Origin of the sequence: Microbispora cellulosiformans, from assembly GCF_008728085.1 — a bacterium.
Classification (GTDB): domain Bacteria; phylum Actinomycetota; class Actinomycetes; order Streptosporangiales; family Streptosporangiaceae; genus Microbispora; species Microbispora amethystogenes.
This window is the reverse complement of record NZ_VYTZ01000010.1, coordinates 121,223-138,708: the sequence shown is the minus strand read 5'-3', so window position 1 is coordinate 138,708 and position 17,486 is coordinate 121,223. Positions and strand designations below refer to the sequence as shown.

Here is a 17,486-nt window from a genome sequence, read left to right as displayed (position 1 = left end):
GCCGCCGACATCGGGAAACCGGCCGGAGTTCCCGCCGCCGTTACATTCCCGGGCGTTACCCGTTCATGGTTGTCGTCCCGTTGACCTGCGACGATCCTTGTAACAAAGCTGGATCTCCCGCGAAGGGGGCCTTGTGACGGGCACCGGCGACTACGGCAGGCAGCGCCTGGCCTACCTGGAGGCACTCGCCGCCCGGCTCCCCGGCCACGGCCTCGGCGCCCGGCTGATCGGCGGGGACACCCCCGTCCTCTCCGTCTGGCACCCGGAGACCGGCAGGCAGACGATCGTCTTCGCGATCCCCGCCGGGGAGGGCTGGATGTTCCTGTGGGCCCCGGGCGGACAGGAGAGCGCCGACGATCCCGGCCGCGCGGCCGAGATGATCACTACGACGCTCACCCGGCCGCTCTGACCCTCCAGGACCTCCCCGGAACCCACCGAGGCCCGGCGGGAACCCGCCGAGCCCGGTTCCGTACAGGATCAGCGCAGGACCTCGCCCAGCCTGACCCGGGCGCCCGTACGGAGAACCGCGCGCTGGTACACCCGGGCGGCGAACAGCAGCACGCCCACGACCGCCACGATCATGAGCGCCACGGCGACGAGGATCTCTCCCAGCGGCACGCCGGTGGCGGCCGTGCGCACGGGCATGACCATGGAGGAGAACGGCGGCACGAGCGACAGGACGCGCGCGACCGTGCCGGTGGGCTGGACGGCGGCGAAGTAGGCCGTCACGTAGGTCAGCATCATGAGCGTGGTCATCGGCGTCAGCACCGTGTTCAGCTCCTCCTGCCGCGACACCAGCGAGCCGAAGGTGGCGGCGAGCACGGCGAAGAACGCGTAGCCCAGCACGAACCAGACGAGCGCGCTGACGACGATCCCGCCCATTCCCGGTGGGAGGTCGGCCGCGAAACCGGTCGCGACCGACGCGGCCAGACCGGCGGCGACGACCACGGCGAGGTTGACCAGCCCCAGGACGCCCAGCCCGACGATCTTGCCGCCCAGCAGCTGCCACGGGCGCACCGAGGTCAGCAGGATCTCCACGATCCGGCTGCCCTTCTCCTCCACCACGCCCATCGCGACGTACATGGAGGAGTAGATGAACAGGAAGAACAGCACCATCACCAGCAGGGTGGCGATGCCGGTGCGCACCCCCTGGTACCGCGCGTCGGCGCCGACCGACTCCACCCGCAGCGGCGTGACCGTGACCCCGGCCGCCTTGATCTGCTCGTCCCGGTGGACGCTTTCGAGGATCAGCCCCAGCCGCTGGTCGAGCTCGCCGTTCGCGACGACCCTGTCCCCGCCGATCAGGGCCGCGTCGACGTCTCCGGCGATCACCGCCTTCCGCGCGGCCGCCTCGTCCGGATAGCGCGAGTAGGAGAGCTGGGTGACGGGCGCGGGGGCGGCGCCCACCACGCCGACGTCGAAGGTGCCGTCACCGCCGAGCGCCTTGGGCAGGAACGCCAGCGCGGCCACCAGGATCGCGCTGATCGCCAGGCTGATCAGGAAGGACTTCGTCCGGATCCGCGTGCGGACCTCCCGCTGGGCCACCAGCATCAGGCCGTTCATGCCACCGCCTCCCTGAAGATCTCGGTGAGGGTCGGCTGCCGCCGCCCGAAGTGCTCGACCGTCCCCGCGCTCATCGCCGTGCGGAGGACGGCCTGGTCGTCGCCCTCCTCGCAGAGCAGGACGTCGCGGTCGCCCTCGCGGACGACCGTGCCGGGAAGACCGTCGGCCCAGCCGGGCGCGGCGTCCCGGACCACGACGCGCAGCACCCCGCGACCCTCCCGCTCCCGCAGTTCGGCGACCGGGCCGTACGCGACCATCCGGCCTGCGGAGATGATGCCGACCGAGTCGCAGAGCCGTTCGACCAGATCCAGCTGGTGGCTGGAGAAGATGACCGGCACGCCCTCGGCGGCGCGGTCCTTGAGCACCTCCGCCAGCGCGTCGACCGCCAGCGGGTCGAGGCCGGAGAACGGCTCGTCGAGGATCAGCACCGTCGGCTCGTGGACGAGCGCGACCGCGAGCTGCACGCGCTGCTGGTTGCCGAGCGACAGCGCCTCGACCGCGTCGTCGCGCCGCCCGACCAGGCCGAGCCGTTCGAGCAGGGCGTCCGTGGCCGTGCGGGCGGCGGCCGGGGCGAGCCCGTGGAGCCGGCCGAAGTACTCGATCTGCTCGGCGACCTTCATCTTCTGGTAGAGGCCGCGCTCCTCCGGCATGTAGCCGAACGCGCGGCGATCGTCGAATCCCAGCGGGCGCCCGTCGAGCCGCACCTCTCCGGAGTCGGCGCCGAGCACGCCCATCACGATGCGCATCGTCGTCGTCTTGCCCGCGCCGTTGGCGCCGACGAAGCCGAACATCTCACCGGGTCGTACGGTGAAGCCCACCCCGTCGAGGGCGGTCTTGTCTCCGTAGCGTTTGCGCAGTCCGTCGATCTCAAGCACGGGGGGTCGCCTCCATGATTCGCCGCAGCACGTCCATGTAGTTCTCGAAAGCCGCCCGCCCTCGCTCGGTCAGCGAGAGCCAGGTGCGCCCCCGCTTGCCGACGAAGGCCTTCTCCACCCGGACGTAGCCGGCCTCTTCGAGCGTGAGGACGTGCTTGCTGAGCAGTGAGTCGCTGACCTCGATCGTGTCGCGGAGGAACCGGAAGTCGGCCTTATCGGCCGCGGCCAGCGCCGCCACGATCGACAGCCGCACCGGGGCGTGGATGATCTCGTCGAGCTCGTGACGCGGGTGCGCGGTCATCGGTCCCTCGTCAGCGGGGCCTCCGCGGGCGAGTCCCTTATCAGGAGGGACGCGCCGTACACCAGGGGCAGTCCGGCGAGCACCGACAGCGCGAGCAGCGCCACGGTCGATCCCGCCGTGGGCCTGGGCGGCATCAGCCAGACGTCGTAGACGAACGGCAGTGCCATCGTCACCACGTACGCCGCCTCGACGGGCTTCCTGACCCGCTGCAGCAGCCGGTCGTGGACCCGCAGCCTGGCCCAGTACACGCAGAGTGTGATCGTCAGGACGACCCACCCGAGCCCGCCGATCAGCGGCCACACGCCGCCGCCGAGGAGCATCACCGGCCAGTAGACCATCGTGGCCAGCCCCACGAGCAGATACGCCCGGCCGGGGCCGCGAGTGGACCTCCTGACCTGCCGGTCCATCCGTCCGATCTCCCGGAGAGCCTCGTCGGGAGTGAAGTGATCTCCGCTCATGCTCTTCCTCCCCGTTCATCCTGTCAACAAGGTAGCAAGTGCTCAACCGGCGTTCAAGTGCTTGCCGTAGACGACGGAGGAAAGCGCACAGGGACTGCAGGAAGAGCGGGCGTGGCCGCGAGGAGGAGGCCGGACGATGGTGCGAGGGCGCGGCCCGTCAGCGGTGCTCCGGCACCACGCGGCGGTGCGTCAGCGCAGTCTGGAGTCGACGTCGACCGCCTGGCAGACGGCCTGCCAGACCTGCTTCGCCGCCACGCCTTCGGCGAGGGCCTGCTCGACGGTGCGCCCGCCGAGACCGGCGAGGACGTAGTCCTTGGCCCACGACTCCGCGTACGCCTCGCCGAAGTGGCGGCGCATCCTGTTCCAGAAGTCCGTGAGGCGCATGCGTTCAGTATGGCCCCCCGTACGGAATGGCCTTACCGCCCTCGGCGGCCGTGGCGCCGCGCCTCGTCCCGTCACATCACACGGGCGCCGTACATCTCACCGAGAGGGTCCGCGAGGAGCTCCAGGCGCGCGCCGTCCGGGTCGCGGAAGTAGACCGAACTGCCGCTCTCCTCCTGGTACGGCACGCCGGCCGCGTCGAGTTTGCCGCGCAGGCGCTCCCACGTCGCCCGATCCACGGAGATCGCGATGTGGTGGAGCCCGCCGAGCACCTCCTTGTACGGCTCCAGGTCGAGACCGGGGAGGTCGAAGAAGGCCAGCAGGTTCCCGTTGCCGATGTCGAAGAAGAAGTGGTTCGACCCCCGGTAGTCGCGGTTCTCGAAGATCTCGGTCAGCGGGAACTCGAGAAGCTCGTGGTAGAAGCGGATGGTGCGCTCGACGTCGGACGAGATCAACGCGAAGTGGTGCAGGCCACGCGCGCTGCTTGCGGCACGGCGCTCACCGAGGTAGCGCTCCCGGATGCGGGCGCGCGCCGCCTCGACGGCCGCGTAGTCGATTTCCATACTCAAGAAGATTGTCCTGTTCGGCGCTCGTCATGCCCCCGGTCGCCCGGCGATCCGGGCGCTTCCCGCTCCACCCGTGCCGCGGGCGGGCCGCCCCCGTGGCCAGGCGGCGTGGCGTTTTCTGTCGGTGGGGCGATGCATGATGGGCGGGTGGGTGCGCTCGACGGCTTCAGCCCGGTGACCAGGGAGTGGTTCACCGGGGCGTTCGCGACGCCGACCTCGGCGCAGGAGGGCGCGTGGTCGTCGATCGCGCGTGGCGAGAACACCCTCGTGGTCGCCCCCACGGGGTCGGGCAAGACGCTCGCGGCCTTCCTGTGGGCGATCGACCGCCTGGCCGTCGAGCACGCGACCGGGCAGGGTGACGCGGCGGGCCCGCGGGACCGGCGCGGCGGGTCGCCCGGGCGGCGGTCCGAGGGCGCGGGCGGCCGCGCGAAAAGTGGGGAGCCGGCGCGTCCCTGCCGTGTCGTGTACGTCTCGCCGCTGAAGGCCCTGGCGGTCGACGTGGAGCGGAACCTGCGCGCCCCGCTCACCGGAATCCGGCAGACGGCGCTGCGGATGGGGCTGCCGGCCCCCGACATATCGGTGGCGATCCGCTCCGGGGACACCGCGGCGGAGGAGCGGCGCCGTTTCGCGAACCGGCCGTCGGACATCCTGATCACGACGCCCGAGTCGCTGTTCCTGCTCCTCACCTCCCAGGCGCGCGAGGCGCTGCGCGGTGTCCAGACCGTGATCGTGGACGAGGTCCACGCCGTCGCGTCGACCAAGCGCGGGGCCCACCTCGCGCTCACGCTGGAGCGGCTCGACGCCCTGCTGCCCGCCCCGGCCCAGCGCATCGGCCTGTCGGCGACCGTGCGCCCGGTCGGTGAGGTGGCGGCCTTCCTCGGCGGGACGCGCCCGGCCACCGTCGTGCAGCCGCCCGCCGAGAAGGTCATCGAGGTCGACGTCGTGGTGCCGGTCGAGGACATGACGGAGCTCGCGCCGCCTCCTCCCGGCGCCGAGGGCGAGCCGGCGGAGCACCGGCGGAGCATCTGGCCGCACGTGGAGGAGCACCTGCTCGATCTGATCCAGGCCCACCGGTCCACGATCGTCTTCGCCAACTCACGGCGGTTGTCGGAGCGGCTGTGCACCCGGCTCAACGAGCTCGCCTGGGAGCGGCAGGCCCTCTCCGCCATCGCGGGAGGCACAGGCGAGGGCGCAGGCGGGGAGGATCCGGCGCACTGGTCGGAGGCCTTCGAGCGATTGCACGCGCAGTGGTCCGGCCACCGGGACGGATCAGATCCCGGGCAGGCGGCCCCCTCAGCCGAGCGATCCGGACCCGCGGAACCCGGACCCGCGGAACCCGGACCCGCGGAACCCGGACCCGCGGAACCCGGACCCGCGGAACCCGGACCCGCGGAACCCGGAGCCGCGGAACCCGGAGCCGCGGGACCTGGGCGCGCGGGACCGGGCCTGCCGGGACCTGCGGGGCATGGGCTCACAAAACCGGGCCTGGCGGGACCTGGACTGGCGGGACCTGGACTGCCGGGACCTGGACTGCCGGGACCGGGCTTGCCAGGATCGGGGGTGATGCCGTCGGAGTTCATGGCTCAGGCGGGCGTGTCGGGCGTCGCGATCCCCGAGGTGGTGCGGGCCCACCACGGCTCCGTCTCCAAGGAGGAGCGCGCGCAGATCGAGGAGGCGCTGAAGTCGGGCCGACTGCCCGCGGTGGTCGCCACCTCCAGTCTGGAGCTCGGCATCGACATGGGCTCGGTCGATCTGGTGGCCTGCGTGGAGGCGCCGCCCAGCGTGGCCAGCGGGCTGCAGCGCATCGGCCGCGCCGGGCACCAGGTCGGCGCGGTGTCCAGGGGTGTGATCTTCCCCAAGTACCGGGGCGACCTGGTCCAGACGGCGGTGGTGGCGGAGCGCATGCGGGCCGGGCGGATCGAGGAGCTCCGCTACCCGCGCAACCCTCTCGACGTGCTGGCGCAGCAGATCGTCGCGATGACCGCGCTCGACGAGTGGACGGTCGACGCGCTGGAGGCGCTGGTGCGCCGGGCCGCGCCGTACGCCACGCTGCCGCGCACCGCGCTGGAGGCGACGCTCGACATGCTGGCCGGGCGTTATCCGAGCGAGGAGTTCGCCGAACTGCGGCCGCGCGTCGTGTGGGACCGGGTGACGGGAACCCTCCACGGCCGTCCGGGGGCGCAGCGCCTGGCGGTGACCAACGGAGGCACGATCCCCGACCGGGGGCTGTTCGGCGTGTTCCTGGTCGGCGAGAAGGCCTCGCGCGTGGGCGAGCTGGACGAGGAGATGGTCTACGAGTCCCGCGTCGGCGACGTGTTCGTGCTGGGCGCGACCTCCTGGCGGATCGAGGACATCACGGCCGACCGCGTGCTGGTCTCCCCCGCTCCCGGCCGGCCGGGCAAGCTGCCGTTCTGGCATGGCGACGCGCCGGGCCGCCCCGCGGAGCTGGGCCGGGCCATCGGCGCGTTCCTCCGTGAGCTGTCGGCCGCCGGGGCGGGCGGCCGGGGCGACGCCCGCGCGGCGCTCGAACGCGTCCGCGCGGCCGGCCTCGACGAGTACGCCGCCGGAAACCTCCTCTCCTACCTGACCGAACAGCGGGAGGCGACGGGATACGTGCCCGACGACCGCACGCTGGTGGTGGAGCGGTTCCGCGACGAGCTGGGCGACTGGCGAGTGGTGCTCCACTCCCCTTACGGGGCCCGGGTGCACGCGCCGTGGGCGCTCGCGATCGGGCGCCGCCTGCGCGAGCGGTACGGCGCGGACGTCCAGGCCGTCCACTCCGACGACGGCATCGTGCTGCGCGTCCCCGACACCTTCGAGGACGGGCCGTCCGACGTGGCGGTGTTCGACGCCGACGAGATCGAGCAGATCGTGGTGGAGGAGCTGGGCGGCTCCGCCCTGTTCGCCTCCCGCTTCCGGGAGTGCGCCGGGCGCGCCCTCCTGCTGCCCCGGCGGTCGCCGGGCAGGCGCACCCCGCTGTGGCAACAACGCCAGCGCGCGGCCCACCTGCTGGGCGTCGCGAGCAAGTACGCCGGTTTCCCGGTGGTCCTGGAGACGATGCGCGAGTGCCTGCAGGACGTCTTCGACGTTCCCGGCCTGGTGGGGCTCCTGCGCGACGTCTCCGCCCGCCGGGTGCGGGTGGTCGAGGTGGAGACCTCCCAGGCGTCCCCGTTCGCCGCGTCGCTGCTGTTCAACTACATCGGCGCCTTCATGTACGAAGGTGACGCGCCGCTGGCGGAGCGGCGGGCCCAGGCGCTGGCTCTCGACACCGCGCTCCTGGCCGAGTTGCTCGGGCAGGCCGATCTGCGGGAGCTGCTCGACCCCGACGTCCTCGCGGAGACCGAGCGGGAGCTGGCCCGGCTCGACCGGCCGTTGCGGGACGCCGAGGACCTCGCCGACCTGCTGCGATCGCACGGGCCGCTGCTCGCGCAGGACGTTTCGATCCGCGAGGGCGATCCGGCGTGGCTGGCGGACCTGGAGCGGGCGCGCCGGGCCATCCGGGTGCGCGTGGCGGGTCACGAACAGTGGGCCGCCGTCGAGGACGCCTGGCGGCTGCGCGACGCCCTGGGCGTGCCGCTGCCCGTGGGCGTGCCGCACGAGTTCCTGGAGCCGCCGCCGACCGGCGGTGCGCACGGCCCGGGCGGGTCCGGCAGGCCCGCCGCCGACCCGCTGGGCGACCTGGTGGCCCGCCACGCCCGCACCCGCGGGCCCTTCTCGTCCGGGACCGCCGCCGCCCGCTTCGGGGTCGGCGTCGCGGTGGCGGACGAGGCGCTGCGCCGCCTCGCCGGGTCGGGAAGGATCGTCTCGGGTGAGTTCCGGCCCGGCGGCCGGGGCGATGAGTGGTGCGACGCGGACGTGCTGCGGCTCCTGCGGCGCCGTTCGCTGGCCCGGCTCCGCAAGGAGGTCGAGCCGGTCGCGCCCGAGGTCCTGGCCGCCTTCCTGCCCGCCTGGCACGGGATCGCACCGCAGAACATCGCACCGCAGAGCATCACGACGACCGGCGACCGTCCCCCCGGCTACGGCGGCCGCCCCGGCCCCCCTGGCTCCGGCCTCGCCGGTTCCGGCCACCCGGGTCCCGGCTTCGCTGGTTCCGCCCCCGGCGGGCCTTCCGGCCCATCACGGCAAGGGCGGCAGGAGCTCCATGGGGCCGCGCGGGCGATGGACGGGTTGATCAGCGCGATCGAACGGCTGCAGGGAGCGGCGGTCCCCGCCTCGGCCCTGGAGTCGCTGGTGCTGCCCTCGCGGGTGCCCGGATACTCCCCGGCCCTGCTCGACGAGCTGACCTCGTCCGGCGAGGTCGTCTGGGCGGGCCAGGGCTCGCTGCCCGGCGGGGACGGCTGGATCTCGCTCTACTTCGCCGACACGGCCCCCCTGCTCCTGCCCGCACCGGCGGAGATCACCATGACCCCTCTGCACGAACGGATCCTGGAGAGCCTCGGCGGCGGCGGGGCCCTGTTCTTCCGCGAACTGTCCAACCGGATCGGGACGGCCGCACGCGGCGCGGGCGGCATCGGTCCGGACGCCGCGGCGTCCCGCCGGGCCCGCATCCTCGGCCGGTCGGCCGCGGACACCCCGGCGGCCGGCGAGCGCCCCGCCGCGAACGGGACGCCGGAGGATACGACACCGGACGATATGACGCTGGCCGCCGCGCTGTGGGACCTCGTCTGGGCGGGCCGCGTCACCGGGGACACGATGGCTCCGCTCCGCTCGGCGCTCGGCACCGGAAGGCCCGCCCACCGTCCGGCCGCGACCCGGCGCCGCCGGGCCGTCCTGCCCACCAGGAGCGGCCCACCGACCGTGAGCGGCCGATGGTGGCTGCTTCCCGCGCCCGCGGACGACGGCACCCAGCGGGCACACGCCCAGGCGGAGGTGCTGCTCGAACGGCACGGAGTGCTGACCAGGGGCGGCGTCACGGCCGAACGCCTGCCCGGCGGCTTCTCCGCCGTCTACCAGGTGCTGCGGGCCTTCGAGGAGAGCGGGCGGTGCCGCCGCGGCTACTTCGTCGAAGGGCTGGGCGGAGCCCAGTTCGCCCTTCCGGGCGCGGTGGACCGGATGCGCGCGATGTCCTCGCCGTCCTCCCGATCGTCCTCCTCGGCCGGGCTCGCGCCGGAGGAGGACCTGTGGTCGATCCCGGCCCCGCCGCCGCCCCGGCCGGTGGTCGTGCTGGCCGCGGCCGACCCCGCCAACCCGTACGGCGCCGCGCTGCCCTGGCCCGAGCGCGCGGACGACGTGACCCACAAGCCGGGCCGCAAGGCGGGCGCGCTGGTGGTGCTGGTGGAGGGCGCCCTCGTCCTCTACGTCGAGCGTGGCGGCAAGACCCTGCTCTCCTACGGCTCGGAGGAGGACCTGCGCCCGGCCGTGCAGGCCCTGGCCGTCTCCGTACGGCGGGGCGCGCTGGGCAAGCTCACCGTCGAGCGGGCCGACGGCGCCGCGATCACCGGCTCACCCCTGGCGGAGGCCCTGGAGGCCGCGGGCTTCCATCCCACCCCGCGTGGCCTGCGCATCCGCGGCTGACCGCCGTCTCAGCACGACTCAGGTCAGCACCGCTCAGGTCAGTTCAGCTCAGGTCAGTTCAGCTCAGCTCCGCGACGCTGTCCAGGCGTTCTCCGGGGCGCTCTTCTGCGCCGTGTTCGGAGCGCTCCTCGTCGGCCCGCACCGCCCGGCGCTTCCCCAGCCGCAGGTACAGCAGGGCGGCCCCGGTCACCCCCAGCGGCCACAGCAGATAGGGGCCGGACATGACCAGCAGCGCGGCCACCGCGACCATGGCCGTCATCGCCGCGGCCCGGCCCACGCTGCGTCTGGGCAGCAGCCGGAGCGCGGCGGCCACCCCGACCGCGTACACCGCGACGAAGGAGCCGGTGGTGAGCAGCACCAGGGGCCGCGGGCCGACGCCCGCCGCGACCACGACCGCCAGCGCGCAGAACGAGAGGGTCGCGTGGACGGCCAGGCTACGGCGCGGCACACCGCCCGCGACGCTCCCCTCGGCAAGCACCGCGGGCAACGCGCCGTCCCGGCCGAGGGCGGCCCCCAGTTTGGCCGCCCCGGCGTAGTAGGCGTTCATCGCGCCGAGCGTCAGCAGCACCGCTGCCCCGGCGGCGAGCCAGCGGGCGTTGCCGCCCAGTCCCATGGCCATGAGTTCGCCCAGCGGCGCCTCGGTCCGGGCCGCTCCGGGCCCGAGGACGGTGATCGTGGCGAAGGCCACCAGGAGATACAGCGCGCCCACGAGGACGACCGCCGCCGCGGTCGCCCTCGGCAGGTCCCGTTGCGGGTGGCGGAACTCGCCGGCGAGGTGGGTGATCGCCTCCCAGCCCGCGAAACTCCAGACGAGCAGGGCGCCCGCCGCGCCGATCGCGCTCCAGCCGTGCGGGGCGAACGGCCGGAGGTTGGCCATGTCGGCGTGCGGCAGTGACAGCCCGACCGACACCAGCAGCAGGACGACCAGCAGCCCCGCCAGCACGAGCTGCACCCTGCTGCTGAGCTGGAGCCCGACGGCGTTGGCCGCGGTGACCAGGGCCATCAGGGCCGCCGCCGTCAGCGCGGTGGTCGTCGTCCCGCCCCCGACCGCCGCGGAGACGTACGCCGCGCCGAACATCGCCGCGGGCACGGCGCCCAGCGGCACGGCGAAGTAGAAGCACCAGCCGACCACCGCCGCCACGCGCTCGCCGAAGGCGAGCCGGGCGTAGGTGGACACCCCGCCCGCGTCGGGATGACGCGCCCCGAGCGCGGCGAAGGTCCCGGCCAGCGGGGCCGACAGCAGGACGAGCGCCAGCCAGGCGAGCAGCGAGGCCGGCCCGGCCGCCTCGGCGGCCAGGGCGGGCAGCGCGATGACCCCGGTGCCCAGGACGGCTCCCACGTACATCGCCGTGCCGTGGCCGAAGGTCATCCGTCCCCTGCTCGTCGCGTCGCTCATGGAGATCAGCATCGGGGGCGGGGACGGCGGACAGCCAGCGGCAGAAACGACAATATGCGCTAAATTCCCGCCATGAGCGGTCATATCGTCGGCGTCGCCGTCACCGACGGCGCACCGGTGTTCGAGCTGGCGGTGCCGTGCGAGGTCTTCGGCATCGACCGCGGCGAGCTGGCCGACCCGTGGTACGACCTGCGGCTGTGCGCCGCCGGGCCCGGGCCGGTGCGCACCACCTCCGGCCTGCGGATCGACACGCCGTACGGGCTGGACGACCTGGTCCGGGCCGACACCGCCATCGTGGCCGCCGTCACCCGGGCCGTCCAGCTCGATCCTCCCCGCGCCCTGGTCGAGGCGCTGCGCCGCGCGCACGAGCGGGGCGGGCGCATCGTGTCGATCTGCTCGGGCGCCTACGTGCTGGCCGCCGCCGGGTTGCTGAACGGCCGGCGGGCCACCACGCACTGGATGAACGGCGACGACTTCGCACATCGCTTCCCGGACGTCGAGTTCGACCCCGTGCCGCTCTACATCGACGAGGGCGACATCATCACCTCGGCGGGCACCGGTTCGGCCATCGACGTCTGCCTGCACATCGTCCGCAGGGACCACGGCGTCGCGATCGCCAACGAGGTCGCCCGGCGCATGGTGGTGCCGCCGCAGAGGGAGGGCGGTCAGGCCCAGTACCAGGCCCCCTCCCCGCGCCTCTTCACCCGCCCGGCCGGGGAGAACGCCCTGGCCCCCGTGCTGGCGTGGGCCCGCGACCATCTGCACGAGCCGTTGACCGTGCCCCGGCTCGCCCGGGTGGCGCATCTCAGCGAACGCACCTTCGCCCGCCGGTTCCGCGACGCGCTGGGGATCACTCCGCTGCAGTGGCTGCTGCGGCAGCGGGTGCGGCTGGCGCAGGAACTCCTGGAGACCACCGACGAGACGGTCGAGGACATCGCCCGCCGGGCCGGCTTCGGCACCGCCCCCACCCTCCGCCATCACTTCGGCCGGATCGCCGGCGTCTCCCCGCAGGCCTACCGCAAGGTGTTCCGTTGCCCGGACGAGTGATCCGGCGAGTGAGCCGACGAGGCCTGTCCTACAACTCCACGGGCCCGTAGAGGGCGGCGGGGGCGCGGCGGGTCATGGCCCAGTAGCGGTCGCCGTACGACCAGTGCCACCACTCGGTCGGATAGTTGACCAGGCCGCAGGCCTCCAGGGCCGCGCTCAGGACGTCGCGGTTGCGCCGTGCCCGGGCGCCCACCTCGGCGGCCGTGTAGCAGGCGCCGCGGCTCTGCTCCGGGGTGGCGTTGACGGCCGTCCCCATGTCGAGCTCCACCCCGTCGTCGTCGTAGAGCGTCAGGTCGACGGCCGCGCCCGCCGTGTGCGGGGCGACCTCGATCGGCGAGACGTACCGGCTCGCGGCGACGTGCAGGTCGCCGTCAGGCATGTCCGGGAAGGCGGCGCGCAGTTCGTCCTTGTACTCCTCGAAGTAGCGCCGCTGCAGCGCGGGCGGGCGGTAGCCCTCGACGACCACCAGGTTGCACCCGGCCGGCAGCCGGTCCTGGGCCTCCTCCAGGCGGGCCAGCAGGCCCTCCCGCAGGTGGGCGTAGGCTCCGGCGGGATCGGCGAGCCGTTCGTCGACCCGCAGCCGTCCCCGGACGTCACTCAGCTTCTCTCCGCACTCGTCCACGCCGATCGAGGTCACCCGGAGATCCGAGATCAGTACCAGACCGGCGGCGGGGTCGGGCAGGACGGAGCGATCATGAGGGGAAACGGACATAGGGATCAACCTACCGTCACACGGTGTCCGAGAAGACCTCTTCACGCGCCCGGTCCAGTGCTGCGACGATAGCCCCCATAAGTACGGGATTGCCATCCACGCCGGTCGCCGCCACCGTGAGGCGGCTCGGGCACACGCGGGTCACCGCCTCCTCCACCCGCCGGGCGAGCAGGTGGCCCCCGGCCCTGCCGACGTCGCCGCTGAGCACGACCAGCCCCGGGTCGAGCACCACCGAGACCGCCGCGACGCCGACCGCGAGCCGCCCGGCCAGGCTGTCGACGAACCCCTCGTTCCCGGCCGCGATGGCCGCGCGGACCAGCCCCGCCACGTCGCGAGTCTCCAGGTCGTCAGCGCTCACGCCGTGCGCGCGGGCCAGGTTCCACAGCGCCTCTCCTCCGACGAGGCGCTGGAAGGACCCGGTCTGGGGCGCGGTGACCTGGCTCGGCAGCGGCTCGCCGGGGACCGGGAGCCAGCCGATCTCCCCCGCGCCGCCGGTGATCCCGCGGTGCAGCCTGCCGCCCAGCATGACGCCGAGGCCCTGGCCGACGCCGGTCCACAGGATCGCGAAGTCGTCGGCACCCCGCGCCACGCCGTACGCCTGCTCGGCCAGCGCCGCGAGGTTCACGTCGTTCTCGATGATCACGCACTCGCCCAGCAGCGTGCGCAGCCCGGCGAGGATGCCGACGTGCCAGGAGGGCAGGTCGACGGAGTACCGCACGTCACCGGTGGCGGGGTCGACCACGCCGCGGGTGCCGATGACGAAGCAGCGCAGCCGGGCGAGCTCGATCCCGGCCGTCCCGCAGGCCCGCTGGACGGCCTCGTGGACCACCCGTACGGGATCCCCGGCCTCGCTGGGGTCCACCGTGACCTGGGCGATGACCGTCCCGGTGATGTCGGCGACGGCGGCCGTGACGCTGTCCGGCAGCACCTCCAGGCCCGCGACGTACGCGCTGGAGGGGTTGACGCCGTACAACGCGGCGTTCGGGCCGCGGCCCCCGGGGCGCTCACCGGCGGCTGTGACCAGCCCGCGCGTCTCCAGGCGCGCGAGCAGCTGTCCCGAGGTCACCTTGGACAGCCCGGTGAGCTCACCCAGCTCGGCCCTGGTCAGCGGGCCTCTGGAGATGAGGAGTTCCAGTGCCGCGCGGTCGTTGATCTGCCGCAGCAGGCGAGGCGTGCCCGGTCGTTGTGGCACCGGCTGGTTCCCCTCTCGTCACGATCCGCTAACGCGGGCTTTTTTATAAGAAAGTTTCTTGTTAGTTTAGCGCCAGCCAGCCCGGAGGCAACCGATCAGCCTCGGGACGCCATGAGCGCCGACCGAAAGGAGAGCGCCTTCCAGCAGGTGAGCGGTCCGCCGACACCCCCACGAGGCGCACCCCCGACGCGAAGCCGGGAAGGGAGAGAACCATCGTGAAGATTGTGAAGATCGCGGTCGCGACCACCGCGACCGCCGCCCTGGCCCTGGGACTCGCCGCTTGCGGAAGCGACGACGCCAAGGACGCGGCCGCGCCCGCGGCCTCCGCGGCCGCCGGCGGTCCCAAGTTCGCGGGCCAGACTCTTACCGTGTGGCGACTCGGTGCCCCCACCGACGTCTTCACCAAATACATGGACGACCTGGGCGCCAAGTTCAAGGAGCAGACGGGCGCCGAGGCGAAGGTCCAGTGGATCCCCTGGCCCGACGCGCAGAAGAAGTGGACCGCCGCGCTCGCGGGCGGCGAGGGCCCGGATGTCACCGAGTTCGGCAACGACCAGGTCGCCGCCTGGGTGGCGCAGGACGCCCTGGCCGACATCAGCGGCATCGTCAAGGGCGACTCCGAGCTCCAGGAGATCCCGCAGAACCTGTGGAGCTACGAGACGATCGACGACAAGATCTACGCCGTGCCGTGGGGCGGCGGCACCCGGGCCGTGCTCTACCGCAAGGACTGGTTCGACAAGCTCGGCATCGAGGTCCCGAAGACCTGGGACGAGCTGATCGCCGCGGGCAAGAAGATCGTCGACAAGCAGGGCAAGGACGTCGACGGCTTCGCCTTCAACGGCGGTTCCGACGCGAACATGTCCCTGTCGCCGTTCGTCTGGTCCGCCGGCGGCGACTTCGCCAAGTTCGAGGGCGGCAAGTGGGTGGGCCAGCTCACCCAGCCGGGCTTCAAGGAGGGCTTCCAGTTCTACACGGACCTGGTCGCCAAGGACGGCGTGTCCGGCAAGGGCCGCCTGACGCAGAACTCGGTGGACATCGCCCAGCGGTTCGCCGCGGGCAAGGTCGGCATGTACGTCACCGGCGGCTGGGACATCGCCGCGATCAAGGAGCAGAGCAAGGGCAAGGTCGACGAGTCGAAGATGGGCTTCTTCTCGCTCCCGGCCAAGGACGGCTCCGGCCCGGCCCCGGCCTTCCAGGGCGGCAACGACATCGCCATCTGGAAGGACGCCAAGAACCCCGAGCTCGCCGCCGAGTACGTCAAGCTCGCCGCGGGCAAGGAGTTCGGCGTCCGGTACGCCAAGGAGGGCGGCCTGCTCCCGCTCTACCCGGACGCGCTCGCCGAGATGGGCGGCGACCCCGCCCAGAAGCCGTTCACGGACACCTTCAAGGTCGCCAAGGGCTTCCCGGCCAGCCCCAACTGGGCCGAGGCCAACGACACCAAGGCCGTGCTGCAGAACGCGGCGCGCTCGGTGATCGAGGGCAAGAAGAGCGTCGACCAGGCTCTGACGGACGCCAACTCCGAGCTTGAGACGATCCTCAACCAGTAGGACTCATGACCCACACGTCAACCCTCGCCCGGGGCGGAGCCGACACCTCCGCCCCGGCGCGGCGCCCCCGCAAGCGGACCGGCCGCCCGGCCCTGCCCACCAAAGCCGTCCCGTACGTCCTGATCCTGCCCGGCCTCCTGGTCATCGGTGCGCTCCTGCTCTACCCGCTGTACCAGATGGTCGAGATGTCCTTCCACAAGGTCGGGCTCCGGCAGATCAAGGCCGTCAACCCCGCGCCCGCCGAGTTCGTCGGCGGGGACAACTACGCCCAGATCTTCGGCTCCGACCTGTTCTGGTCGTCGCTGCGCAACACCGTGCTCTTCGCTGTCGTGACCGTCGCGCTGACCCTCGCCCTCGGCACCCTCGTCGGCCTGCTGCTGCACCGGCTGGGCCCGAAGATGTCGACCTTCGTGGTCGTCGGCATCATGGCCGCGTGGGCCACCCCGCCCACCGCGCAGGCCATCGTCTGGAAGTGGCTGTTCGACTCCGACGCCGGGGTGGTCAACTGGGCGCTGAACCTGCTGCCCGACGGGCTGTCGACCCTGCTGTTCGGCCAGGCCGACTGGAGCGGGCACCCGTGGTTCAACGACACGCTCACGCTCTACTTCGTGCTGGTCATGGCCGTGGTGTGGGCGTCCTTCCCGTTCATCGCGGTGTCGGTGCTGGCCGGTCTCAAGAGCATCCCCGGCGAGCTCTACGAGGCGGCGAAGATGGACGGCTCGGGCGCGGTCACCACGTTCCGGAGGATCACCCTCCCGCTGCTCAAGCCGGTGTTCTCGGTGCTGGTCGTGCTGTCGGTCATCTGGGACTTCAAGGTCTTCACCCAGCTCTACCTGCTGGCGGGCGGCACAGTGAACCGCGACGCGTTCAACCTGTCGCTGTGGAGCTACGCCGAGGCGTTCAGCAGCCCGCCGAAGATGGGCCTCGGCGCCGCCATCGCGGTCGTGCTGACGGTGATCCTGCTGCTGATCACCTTCGTGTACGTCCGGCAGATCGTGAAGACGGAGGACGACATCCGATGACGCCGCTGACCCGCCGGAGGCTCGGACGGGCCGCACTGAACGCGGCCGGGGTCGCGGTGTTCCTCTTCGCGGTCTTCCCCGTCTACTGGATGGTCGCCACGGCGTTCAAGCCGAACGACCAGATCTTCACCACGAGCTTCATCCCGTTCCCCAGACCGCCCTCGCTGGACCACGTCGAACGCGTCTTCACCAGGGGCGTCGCGGGGCACTCGATCTGGCAGTACCTGCTCAACAGCACCCTCGTGGCGCTCAGCGCCGTCGTGCTCGGCGCCGTGTTCGCGCTGCTCGCGGCGACCGCCGTGGCGAGGTTCCGCTTCCGGTTCCGCACGTCGTTCCTGATCCTGCTGCTGATCGTGCAGATGGTGCCGGCCGAGGCGCTGCTGATCCCGCTGTTCACCATGGTCAAGCGGCTCGGCCTGTACGACCAGCTGCTCGGCCTGATCGTCATCAACGTCGGCCTGACGCTGCCGTTCTCCGTCTGGATGCTGCGCACGTTCGTCGCCGCCGTGCCGAAGGAACTGGAGGAGGCGGCCTGGATCGACGGCGCGGGCCGGTTCACCACCTTCTGGCGGGTGTTGTTCCCGCTGGTCGCCCCGGGCCTCGTCGCCACCAGCATCTTCGCGTTCATCACCACCTGGAACGAGTTCGTCTACGCCCTGACCCTGATCGGCGACCAGGGCAAGTACACGATGCCGGTCGCGCTGCAGTTCTTCGTCGGCCAGCGGTCGACCGACTGGGGCGGCATCATGGCCGCCTCGACCCTGATGACCGTCCCGGTCCTCGTCTTCTTCCTGCTGGTCCAGCGGCGGATGGTCTCCGGCCTCGTCGCGGGCGCGGTCAAGGGTTAGGCACACCGCCACGGGCACCCCCGCTTCGTACGGCCACCCGCACCGGTGGCCGTACGGGCCCTGC

General features: G+C 72.6%; 15 protein-coding genes. 6 read left to right on the top strand and 9 right to left on the bottom strand.

Annotated features, from left to right (window positions below; translation table 11 throughout):
- Nucleotides 1-133: 133 nt before the first annotated feature.
- Nucleotides 134-409, top strand: coding sequence for a hypothetical protein (locus F5972_RS26425; RefSeq protein ID WP_150936954.1), 276 nt, complete (start codon nucleotides 134-136; stop codon nucleotides 407-409).
- Nucleotides 410-477: 68 nt separating this feature from the next.
- On the opposite strand, the gene F5972_RS26420 is transcribed toward F5972_RS26425, so the two are convergent.
- The 6 genes from F5972_RS26420 to F5972_RS26395 all read right to left on the bottom strand — a co-directional run bounded on the left by F5972_RS26420 (nucleotide 478) and on the right by F5972_RS26395 (nucleotide 4,141).
- On the bottom strand, nucleotides 478-1,563 hold the full coding sequence (locus tag F5972_RS26420; RefSeq protein WP_150936952.1) for an ABC transporter permease: 1,086 nt from the start codon (nucleotides 1,561-1,563) through the stop codon (nucleotides 478-480).
- Nucleotides 1,560-2,438, bottom strand: coding sequence for an ABC transporter ATP-binding protein (locus tag F5972_RS26415; protein WP_150936950.1), 879 nt, complete (start codon nucleotides 2,436-2,438; stop codon nucleotides 1,560-1,562). Before F5972_RS26415 ends, F5972_RS26420 begins: the two co-directional genes overlap by 4 nt.
- Entirely contained in the window at nucleotides 2,431-2,739 is a 309-nt protein-coding gene (locus tag F5972_RS26410; RefSeq protein WP_150936948.1) for a winged helix-turn-helix domain-containing protein, read from the bottom strand. The genes F5972_RS26415 and F5972_RS26410 overlap by 8 nt, the downstream gene beginning before the upstream one ends.
- A complete protein-coding gene (locus F5972_RS26405; protein WP_150936946.1) occupies nucleotides 2,736-3,197 on the bottom strand; it encodes a hypothetical protein in 462 nt (153 codons plus the stop codon). Before F5972_RS26405 ends, F5972_RS26410 begins: the two co-directional genes overlap by 4 nt.
- A gap of 189 nt (nucleotides 3,198-3,386) precedes the next feature.
- Complete coding sequence (locus F5972_RS26400) at nucleotides 3,387-3,581, bottom strand: DUF3046 domain-containing protein (RefSeq protein WP_150936944.1); 195 nt, start codon at nucleotides 3,579-3,581, stop codon at nucleotides 3,387-3,389.
- Nucleotides 3,582-3,652: 71 nt separating this feature from the next.
- Nucleotides 3,653-4,141 (bottom strand): VOC family protein, encoded by a 489-nt coding sequence (locus F5972_RS26395; RefSeq protein ID WP_150936942.1) that lies wholly within the window; start codon nucleotides 4,139-4,141, stop codon nucleotides 3,653-3,655.
- 135 nt (nucleotides 4,142-4,276) lie between these two features.
- Here F5972_RS26395 and F5972_RS26390 point away from each other — a divergent pair, with 135 nt between their 5' ends.
- Nucleotides 4,277-9,658, top strand: coding sequence for an Lhr family helicase (locus F5972_RS26390; protein WP_150936940.1), 5,382 nt, complete (start codon nucleotides 4,277-4,279; stop codon nucleotides 9,656-9,658).
- Between the two features lie 58 nt (nucleotides 9,659-9,716).
- Here the strand turns inward: F5972_RS26390 and F5972_RS26385 are convergent, their stop codons facing one another.
- Nucleotides 9,717-11,054 (bottom strand): APC family permease, encoded by a 1,338-nt coding sequence (locus F5972_RS26385; RefSeq protein WP_150936938.1) that lies wholly within the window; start codon nucleotides 11,052-11,054, stop codon nucleotides 9,717-9,719.
- A 72-nt stretch (nucleotides 11,055-11,126) separates the two neighbouring features.
- On the opposite strand from F5972_RS26385, the gene F5972_RS26380 reads away from it, so the two are divergent.
- A complete protein-coding gene (locus tag F5972_RS26380) occupies nucleotides 11,127-12,101 on the top strand; it encodes a GlxA family transcriptional regulator (RefSeq protein ID WP_150936936.1) in 975 nt (324 codons plus the stop codon).
- 28 nt (nucleotides 12,102-12,129) lie between these two features.
- Here the strand turns inward: F5972_RS26380 and F5972_RS26375 are convergent, their stop codons facing one another.
- Both F5972_RS26375 and F5972_RS26370 read right to left on the bottom strand, forming a co-directional pair.
- A complete protein-coding gene (locus F5972_RS26375) occupies nucleotides 12,130-12,813 on the bottom strand; it encodes a M15 family metallopeptidase (protein ID WP_150936934.1) in 684 nt (227 codons plus the stop codon).
- Between the two features lie 16 nt (nucleotides 12,814-12,829).
- Nucleotides 12,830-14,005, bottom strand: a complete 1,176-nt coding sequence (locus F5972_RS26370; protein ID WP_150936932.1) for an ROK family transcriptional regulator — start codon at nucleotides 14,003-14,005, stop codon at nucleotides 12,830-12,832.
- A gap of 224 nt (nucleotides 14,006-14,229) precedes the next feature.
- Between F5972_RS26370 and F5972_RS26365 the strand changes: the two genes are divergently transcribed.
- From F5972_RS26365 to F5972_RS26355, 3 genes are read left to right on the top strand one after another with little or no spacing between them, the layout of a single operon-like run.
- Nucleotides 14,230-15,552, top strand: a complete 1,323-nt coding sequence (locus F5972_RS26365) for a sugar ABC transporter substrate-binding protein (protein WP_404803078.1) — start codon at nucleotides 14,230-14,232, stop codon at nucleotides 15,550-15,552.
- Nucleotides 15,553-15,557: 5 nt separating this feature from the next.
- On the top strand, nucleotides 15,558-16,574 hold the full coding sequence (locus tag F5972_RS26360) for a carbohydrate ABC transporter permease (RefSeq protein WP_150936927.1): 1,017 nt from the start codon (nucleotides 15,558-15,560) through the stop codon (nucleotides 16,572-16,574).
- Nucleotides 16,571-17,422: a carbohydrate ABC transporter permease gene (locus F5972_RS26355; protein WP_150936925.1), complete on the top strand. Its 852-nt coding sequence runs from the start codon at nucleotides 16,571-16,573 to the stop codon at nucleotides 17,420-17,422. Before F5972_RS26360 ends, F5972_RS26355 begins: the two co-directional genes overlap by 4 nt.
- Nucleotides 17,423-17,486: the final 64 nt, after the last annotated feature.

Coding starts and splice junctions, on each gene's coding strand:
- F5972_RS26360 (WP_150936927.1), top strand. CDS start 15,558: ATGACCCACACGTCAACCCTCGCCCGGGGCGGAGCCGACACCTCCGCC.
- F5972_RS26400 (WP_150936944.1), bottom strand. CDS start 3,581: ATGCGCCTCACGGACTTCTGGAACAGGATGCGCCGCCACTTCGGCGAG.
- F5972_RS26395 (WP_150936942.1), bottom strand. CDS start 4,141: ATGGAAATCGACTACGCGGCCGTCGAGGCGGCGCGCGCCCGCATCCGG.
- F5972_RS26355 (WP_150936925.1), top strand. CDS start 16,571: ATGACGCCGCTGACCCGCCGGAGGCTCGGACGGGCCGCACTGAACGCG.
- F5972_RS26380 (WP_150936936.1), top strand. CDS start 11,127: ATGAGCGGTCATATCGTCGGCGTCGCCGTCACCGACGGCGCACCGGTG.
- F5972_RS26385 (WP_150936938.1), bottom strand. CDS start 11,054: ATGAGCGACGCGACGAGCAGGGGACGGATGACCTTCGGCCACGGCACG.
- F5972_RS26390 (WP_150936940.1), top strand. CDS start 4,277: ATGCATGATGGGCGGGTGGGTGCGCTCGACGGCTTCAGCCCGGTGACC.
- F5972_RS26375 (WP_150936934.1), bottom strand. CDS start 12,813: ATGTCCGTTTCCCCTCATGATCGCTCCGTCCTGCCCGACCCCGCCGCC.
- F5972_RS26410 (WP_150936948.1), bottom strand. CDS start 2,739: ATGACCGCGCACCCGCGTCACGAGCTCGACGAGATCATCCACGCCCCG.
- F5972_RS26405 (WP_150936946.1), bottom strand. CDS start 3,197: ATGAGCGGAGATCACTTCACTCCCGACGAGGCTCTCCGGGAGATCGGA.
- F5972_RS26420 (WP_150936952.1), bottom strand. CDS start 1,563: ATGAACGGCCTGATGCTGGTGGCCCAGCGGGAGGTCCGCACGCGGATC.